The following is a 7,740-nucleotide window of genomic DNA, read 5'->3' on the forward strand; positions in this document are numbered from 1 at the left end:
GCCGCCGCGTGCGGCGGCGAGCACCGTCCGGGCCACAATCGGCCATGGCCTGCGCAACACTGCCGTGAGCACCGCGTTGCGCGCGGCAAGTGTCTGCCGACGGCTCGGGTTCCGGACCGACGACGGGTGATGGTGGGCGACGATCTTCTCGACGTAGGCTAGTCCCCAGCCCATCGCGGCAAGGTCGAGCGCCAGGCGTTCCTCCTCTCCCTGGAAGAAGACCACCTCATCGAACCCCCCGGCCGCCAGGAACGCCTCCCGCCGCACCACTGCGCCACAGGCCAGAAAGCCCAGGACGGCCGGGCCAGGTAGGCCAGGAGCCGTGCCGAGCGGGGCAGCGGCCATGGTGGTACAGGTCGGATCGAGTTGCTCGTCCGGGCCGACCAGCACGCGCGCGGCAAGGACCGCCACCTCGGGATGCGCGTCCAACACCTCGGCGGCACGCTGCAACGAGCCCGGCGCCCACCAGGAGTCATCGTCGGCGAAGGCCACGTAGGGCGTCGCCGCCTGCTTAACCCCGAGGTTGCGTGCCGTTGCACCCAGATTCCTTTCGACCGCGATCAAGTGGATGTCAGGAAAACTCCGGCGAACGAAATCGGGGGTTCCATCGGTGGATCCGTTGTCGACTACGATGACCGGACCTTCATGGCGGGGCAGCGATCGGGCGAGTTCGTTTCGGCGGTTGCGTGTGGCTACGACCACGCTGACGCGACTTTCGGGCCGTGGCGCTGTGCGGCCTGCCGTGGAGTGCGTGGCGGCAAGGGAAATCTCCGAATGGGGCCGGCTCGGGTGGGGCCTCGGCAACATCTCGCGACCTCCTCCATATCGGTCTCGATCTCCGGAAAAGGGGTCTTCTCCAGGTTCATCGGCGACCATCTCGCTCAGTATCTGTTGGAGGCTCGACGGTGCCGGAGCGGACATTCAGCCGTTCCAGCTGCGGTGGCGGCCACCGCGTGCACGGCCGGCGACGGCCGGTCGTAACCGCTCCGCGACCCGGATCGGCCCCGCACCCCTCGCGAGTGCCCCAACCTCGGCTACGGCTGTCTGCACAACGCCACCGACGACCACTCCTGCTGCAATCTACGCTGCAGCCCCAGCAAGGCCGGCCACCTGTGCAAAGCCATCGCTGTCCTTGAGGAAATGGCCTCGGCGAGGCCCGCCAGATGACCGCCGGGCCGGCGACTGTCTTTCCTGGTCACCTCGGCGCCGACAATTTCCACCATCCTGAAGCGAGTCCGATGGAACACGACGTAGTGTCCGTGCCCGGCGCTCCAGAAATGGTGCTGTGCCGCGGGCGCCACGCCGGAAAGTTCGGGTGAACTGAGCAAGTGCTCGAAGTGAGGAATCGTACACCTGAGATTCCGGGACGAGTTCATGGGAATTATCGATGCGGGGCGGTGCGCTCGTTGTGATGAGAGGGGAGAGCGAGAAGATCTCGCCCTCCTCCTCGATTGAGCTAGTGCTGCGTGTCTCAAGGGGGTAGGTGAACTGTCGGCGTTGCTGCCAACTGATACGCGGCGCCACCGGTCGTTTCCGGCCCGTGCCTCGGCTCGTCCGGTCCTGCCTGGCGGGCATGTCCCGGGTTAGCTCTGCTTGCCCATGGCCTGGCGGATCACGTCGCGAACCCGGTCCATCATCGCGATGGGAGTTCCCATGAGCACGTTCTTGGTCGCCGACTCGGTGCCCGGATGCGGGTGGGTGGGAGCCATCGCCTCCGCGGCTTTGACGCCGATGGCCATGCTCCGGCGCTCGGCCTCGGTGGTGCGGTCGCGCAGCTGGCTGAACTCGTAGCGCTCCTCGTTGCGGGCATGAGCTTCGACGGCGGCACGCAACACGGCGAGCTTCTCGATGAAGTCCGGGGCATCGGCTCCGGCCTCGTCCATATGCTGCAGGAGTTCCTTGGCGTGGTGCTCCTCGGCCAGGCGGTCGTCGACGACGGCGTCGCCGCCGTCGATCTTGTGGCGGGCGTAGGGATGGACGATCTCTTCTTCGGCCGTCTCATGCACGGCCAGCAGCCGCACCAGCCGAGTGAACGCCTCGCCCCGCTGGTCCGGCGTGGCCCGCTCGACCTCGTCGAACAAGCCCCGGATCATCGCGTGCTGCGCCAGCAGCAGGTCGATGACATCGCTCTCTCCCATCGTCTCGGGCATCGTCTTCTGGGTAGCCACGATCAGTCTCCTCTCGTTACCGACGGTGACTACCCGTGACATGGCTGGTCACGCATGGTCTTACCGACTCCGGAGCCTTCCGCGGCGAGGCATGGAGATCTTCTCTGGGTCCTTGGGCAGGTCCCGGCTTGCGGATGTCGCCGCCTCGATCCGGTCGTTCTCGATGGTCTGGAGGGGCGGGGTGATACCGAGCCCGGTACGCAGCCGAACAGCGCGAAGGAGCGCAAGGCAGATGACTTTCAACGCGTTGCGGGAACCAGGAATCCCGCTGGCTCCGTCGGCGACGATCTCCGTCGAGCCTGGATCACAGTACTCATCAGGTGTGTCCTCGGGAGTTACACCGTTGTTCTTACCGCTGGGCCGATTGGACGGCGGCCATACCGCCGTTCTCATCCACGCGGATTCGTCTAATGCGGCACCGCAGGAGATGCTCCTGGTCGGGCAAGGCCAGAGAGCCCATTGGTGTCGACGACGCGACAGACCGGATGGTCAATGAGGCAGCGGCTGGCATGAAAGCTAGCGACTCTTGATCAGCGGGTCCGGGGTTCGAGTCCCTGGCGGCGCACCGCACGGAAAAGGCGGGGATGCCAAGGCATCCCCGCCTTTTTGTCGTCAGGATTCGACGCTCTCCGCGTTCTGGGCGCTCAGTTGCGCCTCCTGCTGCACTTCCTGGATCTGCTCCTGGGTGACGTTGAGGTTCCCGAACTCCTTGACCGCCTGGTAGTACGTCCAGGCCAGGCCGTTGCAGGTGGACTTGGAGACACCCGAGTACCTGGCGCACACCTGCTTCATGTCGTAGTAGAACGAGTCATCGATGCGCGACTTGTTCGCCGGGAACTGGCTCACGTCCTTGTAGTTGCGGTAACCGAAATCGTGCCTTCTGCACGGCATCCGGAAATCGAAGCCGAGCGGCTGGTCCGGGCTGCTCGAGCACAGGTCGGTCGACCAGTCGAAGGCGTAGTCGGCCCACGCGGCCTGGTTCTCCCAGGCCGCCCGCCAGGACGAGGCGCTGGCGGCCGTGGGCTGCGAGAAACCGGAAAGAGCGGCGAGCTTCTGCTCTAAGGTCACCGCGTGGGCGGGCAAGGCGAACCCGAGTACGGTGATCACAGAGAGGGCGAAAGCGGCGAGTAGCGCGCGGGATCGTCTGACCATGAGGACCTGCTCCTGTTGCCGGGGGGTCGGATGCACGTCCTCACGATGACCCGAAACCTTCGGGAAGGGCAGAAGCAGATCTTGCTCAATTCCGAAAGAAGGGTTCGCCGAGTCTCGATCTTTACATGGCGCCGCTTTTCTGTCAGTCGTGGAGTCAGTGAGGCCCGATGCCCTCCAGGGTGAAGCGCGCGTTCCACTCCCGCACCCACTTCCGGCCGAAGCCCTCGGCCGAGTTCAGCGGCGTGGCGGCCGCGTCGAACTTCCCCGTCGCCGGGTCGAAGGCGAAACCGGCCGCGGTGTCCTGCCTGACGTTGTAGGAGTCGAAGTCGGGGTTGAACGTCTTGTTGCTCAGGCCGCCGGCGTCGTCGGTGTAGGCGAAGCCGCCCGACGCGATGCTCACCGACCGGGTCAGCACGTTGTGGGACGGCACGTACACGGAGTCCGGGTCGCGCCAGACGTACGCCTCCGTGCACTCCGTGGTGCCGACGGCGGTGCAGATCCGGCCGCTCGCGTCCGCCGGGACGTACCAGGACCGGATGTTCGGGTACTGGCGGCCGTAGTGCCGGTACCACTTCTCGACGTTCTCGCGCGTGTTGGTGAAGCCGGTGCCGTCGCCGGCCTTCAGCATGTCGTTGAAGCGCTCGACCACGACCTTGGAGTTGGGCACCGGCAGCCGCCCGCCGCTCTCGTGGTAGAGCTTGTCGTGCCCGACGTACGTCACGTCCTTGAACACGTTGTCGCTCGCGACGTTGCTGTGCCCCGACTGGTAGAACAGGCCGTGCTGGGCCCCGTCGAAGAAGTTGTGGTGGATCACCATCCCCGACATGCCGTCGTCCATGTAGACGGCCTGGTTGCCCTTCGGCCCGACGTTCCTGAAGAGGTTGTAGGAGATCACGTTGTTCAGGTACGTGTAGTCGCGGCCCGCGTAGATCACCCCCTGGTCCGAGGCGTGCGTCACGAGGTTCTCGAACCGGTTGTGACTCACCTCCATGTCGTTGCCCATGATCTGGATGGCCATGTGTGGCGCGTCGTGGACGTTGTTGTACCTGAAGGTGTTGCCGACGCCGTACAGGTAGCCCGCCGGGGTGTAGGTGGCGAGCTTGGAGAAGTCGTAGATCTCGTTGTGCTCCACGACGTGGTCGCCGCGCTCCAGCGAGTCGCGGTCGCCGCCGGCCGTGAACACCCCGCCGCCGCCCAGGTCGTGCAGCCTGCTGTTGACCACCCGGTTGCGGTGGCCGCCCCGGCTCGTGCGGTATTCGGCGATGGCCGTGATCGCGTCGTTGGCCTCGCCGATCGCGACCGCGTCCATGCTGACGTTGAGGATCTCCAGGCCGTCGATGGTGCACGACTCCGCGTCCAGCAGGCGTACGCCGGTGCCGGTCGTGCCGTTGAGCTTCAGTCCCTTGAGCGTCACCCCCGTGACGTTCTCCAGCGTGAAGAAGGGGGCGTCGAAGGAGGTCAGGCTGATCCGCTTGCCCTCGACCGTGCCGCCGGGCGGGTAGTAGTAGAGAGCGTCGCCGCCGTTCCAGCGGTCGATGTAGTACTCGCCCTCGGCGTCCAGCTCGCTCAGCACGTTATGGGCCACGAACGACGTCCACTTGTCCGTGGCGGCGTACATCGTGGGGTAGCGGGTCCTGAGCTCGTCGCCGTTGACGGAGTCGATGCGTACCCGGTCGTTGGCATAGTTGTTGCCGAAATATCCGGACAGCCAGCCGTCGGTCTCGTACGTCGTGTTGTCGGCGGTCCCGCCGGACGGGGCCCACGTGGCGGAGCGCTCCTTGAGCGCGGGGTCGACCGCGGTGTAGGCGGGGCCGGGCAGCTTCAGCATGTCCTCGTAGGGCAGGGTGGTGCCGTCGGCGGTCTTGTCCGAGAAGTAGTCGCGGGCGCCCTTCGGCGCCTCCTTGACGGTGAGGTCGGCGCGGTCCAGCTTCTCGCCGCCGTTCGGGTACTGCGCCAGGGTCTGCGCGACGTCGTCGGTGATCAACTCGGGCGCGTACGGCTGCGGCTTCCAGTTGAACCCGTTCTTGTTGAGCCGCCCGGCCGGGATGCCCTCGGCGGCCAGGTCGTAGACGTAGACATTGCCGGACACCGAGTCCCGGACCCGCGACCTCGACGACCGCTTGGCCTCGCCTGCCGGGAGGTCGCTCAGCCTGCGGAACTTCTCCGGCGAGAGCGTGGTGACCCCGGCGAACTCCACCCGCTCGCCCGGATAGGCGGCATAGGTGACGTAGGAGTTGCGCTCCCCGCTGAGCTGGACGGTCCTGGACGTCCGGTAGACGCCGCCCCTGATGCGGACGACCCCGGGGGAGCGGGCGCTCGTCCGGCCCGCCAGCGCGTCGCGGGCCTGCTCGACGGTCGCGAACGGGTCCTGCTCGGTGCCGCGGGCCCCGTCCCTGCCGTCCGGTGACACGTACACGGTGAGAGGGGCGGCGGCCGCCGCCGGAGCTTGCGTCGCGGCGATCGGCGGTAAGACCGCGACCAGGATGACCATCACGTTTCTGATTCGGCTGCGTCGCACCATAATCGATAAAATATTACGGGTCTGACCCGGAGATCAATCGTTTGACCAACCCCGATCGGGGTCAGCGGTCGTGCAGGTGGTGGAAGTCGTCCAGGCTCTGGCGGTAGAAGGCGAGATCGCTCTCCAGCTTCTGCCTGGTGAGCCGATGGGGCTCGGACTCCCGCAACGCCCTGCCCATCCCGGTCCAGAAGGCGTCAGGGGGCAGCTCGGCGGCGCCGCGGGGGAAGAACTTCAGCGCCTCGGCCACGGCGTCGGCGGCGAAGCGCCAGTCGGTCTCGATCCTGCCGAACGCCTCGGGATCCGAGGGGTCCGCGGCGAAGAACAGCCCGCCCTCCAGCGCCCGGCTCGCGTACGTGGCGGCGACGAGCACCCACTGGCCGGGGTCGATCAGCTCGGAGAGGCCGGTGCCGAAGATCAGCCCCGCCTGCCTCGCCACGACCTCGGCCTCCTGGGGGACCAGGACCTCCGTGCCGCCGAGCCGCACCACCCAGCCGTCCGCGTCCTGCTCGGCCTCCGCCCGGCGCGACGCGCCCTGCTCCCCGCCGGCCATCAGGTCGAAGTAGACGTACGCCTCCACGAGGGAACGGGCGAGACCGCGCTCAGGCATGCCGGCCCGCCAGGTCCTGGTAGGTGTCCCTGACGATGAGCAGCCGGTCGAGCTGGAACCTGCCGGGGTCGGCCGCCCGCAACCGCTGCCCGCGCTCGGACCAGAACCCGTCGTCGGGCACCGCGTCCGCCCCCGGCGGCACGAACTTGACGACCTCCTCGACGGCCGCGGTCGCGACCCGCAGCGTGCGCCGGGCCTCGGCCTGGTCGTCCACCGGCACGTTGCCCGCGCTCAGGTCGGCCACCCACAACCATTCGCCCGCGTCGAGCAGCTCGGACGGCTCCGTCCCGCCGAACGTCGGGTAGCCGGTGGGCAGCACGGGACGCTCCGGCAGGCCGAACAGGTATTCCCGGGCCGTCCCGCACTCCCCGCACACGCCGGAATAGCGGTTGACCAGCCCTTCCTCGACGCTTACCAGCCCGCTGTGCCAGGTCGTGTCCACCGACCCGCAGGCGCACGGGTGCAGATCGAGGTAGAGATGCGCCTCGTCCCTCGTCCGCGCCACCGCGAATGCCATAGCCGTCCTCTCCTCGGAAGTCCCATCATGCCGGAACGCGCGATCCCGTTCACACTGCCATCGTGCGCGCCACAGTCGGTGCCTGCCCGGCGCGCAGGCCGCACTCGCACGGCCCGTCGGCGGGGCACCGGCAGTTCCCCTCTTCCGGCGGCGACCAGCCGGTCGCGTTGGCGAGCGTGCGCAGGCGGTCCATGTACGTCGGCAGGTCCCGGGGACGCGCCCCGTCCGCCAGCCTGGCGAGCTCGGTGGCCAGCGGCTGCGGGACGAGCTGCCACACCTGGGGGCGGGTGGCGGCGAGCAGGTCGTGGAGCACGCCGAGCCGGGCCGGCCGCTGGCGGGTGGTGGCCGCGCGTGCCTGGCGCACGGCCTCGTACAGCTCGGCCAGGGCCGCCTGGTCGCCGGCGGACGTCGCGCCCAGCGTACGGGCGACCGCTCCGGCGGCCGTCGCGGCGGCGGCCCGCTCGTTCGCGCCGATCGTGCGGCGGCCGTCCACCTGGACGGTCAGCATGCCCGGGTCACCCGCCGGGGCCGACCGCACCTCGACGGGGATGGGCGGGCGGCCGGGGAGCACGATGTCCAGCAGGCCGGAGCCGTAGTCGTGGACCCGGGCGCCCATGAGCGCCGCGCCGCGCTCGACGGCCCTGGCCGCGGCCGTCTCCGGCAGAGTCGCATGGCCGCGGATCGCCGTGACGTCGGCAGGAGAGAGCTCGCCCGCCCGCGCCAGCGCCAGCAATCGGGGAGCCGCCCCGGCCTGGCCGGTCTGGCGGCCGGCCAG

At 68.4% G+C, this 7,740-nt stretch carries 7 protein-coding genes; all 7 read right to left on the reverse strand.

What is annotated here, in order from left to right:
- Positions 1–702: glycosyltransferase family 2 protein (locus ACWDX9_RS56280; protein WP_449971091.1), on the reverse strand; the 702-nt coding region annotated here is incomplete at its 3' end.
- An 881-nt stretch (positions 703–1,583) separates the two neighbouring features.
- Complete coding sequence (locus tag ACWDX9_RS56285) at positions 1,584–2,168, reverse strand: hemerythrin domain-containing protein (RefSeq protein ID WP_449971094.1); 585 nt, start codon at positions 2,166–2,168, stop codon at positions 1,584–1,586.
- Positions 2,169–2,780: 612 nt separating this feature from the next.
- Positions 2,781–3,320: a phospholipase gene (locus ACWDX9_RS56290; RefSeq protein WP_397365803.1), complete on the reverse strand. Its 540-nt coding sequence runs from the start codon at positions 3,318–3,320 to the stop codon at positions 2,781–2,783.
- A gap of 154 nt (positions 3,321–3,474) precedes the next feature.
- A complete protein-coding gene (locus tag ACWDX9_RS56295; protein ID WP_449971107.1) occupies positions 3,475–5,811 on the reverse strand; it encodes a right-handed parallel beta-helix repeat-containing protein in 2,337 nt (778 codons plus the stop codon).
- Positions 5,812–5,902: 91 nt separating this feature from the next.
- The gene (locus ACWDX9_RS56300; RefSeq protein ID WP_449971097.1) at positions 5,903–6,448 is read right to left on the reverse strand and encodes a hypothetical protein; all 546 of its coding nucleotides are present in this window, start codon (positions 6,446–6,448) and stop codon (positions 5,903–5,905) included.
- The gene (locus ACWDX9_RS56305) at positions 6,441–6,965 is read right to left on the reverse strand and encodes a hypothetical protein (RefSeq protein ID WP_449971101.1); all 525 of its coding nucleotides are present in this window, start codon (positions 6,963–6,965) and stop codon (positions 6,441–6,443) included. Before ACWDX9_RS56305 ends, ACWDX9_RS56300 begins: the two co-directional genes overlap by 8 nt.
- Positions 6,966–7,014: 49 nt before the next feature.
- Positions 7,015–7,740: hypothetical protein (locus tag ACWDX9_RS56310; RefSeq protein WP_449971104.1), on the reverse strand; the 726-nt coding region annotated here is incomplete at its 5' end.

This window comes from Nonomuraea sp. NPDC003201 (genome assembly GCF_053590415.1).

Bases quoted from the DNA above. Each gene is read 5' to 3' on its own strand.
- ACWDX9_RS56290 (WP_397365803.1), bottom strand. From the start codon at position 3,320: ATGGTCAGACGATCCCGCGCGCTACTCGCCGCTTTCGCCCTCTCTGTG.
- ACWDX9_RS56295 (WP_449971107.1), bottom strand. From the start codon at position 5,811: ATGGTCATCCTGGTCGCGGTCTTACCGCCGATCGCCGCGACGCAAGCT.
- ACWDX9_RS56300 (WP_449971097.1), bottom strand. From the start codon at position 6,448: ATGCCTGAGCGCGGTCTCGCCCGTTCCCTCGTGGAGGCGTACGTCTAC.
- ACWDX9_RS56305 (WP_449971101.1), bottom strand. From the start codon at position 6,965: ATGGCATTCGCGGTGGCGCGGACGAGGGACGAGGCGCATCTCTACCTC.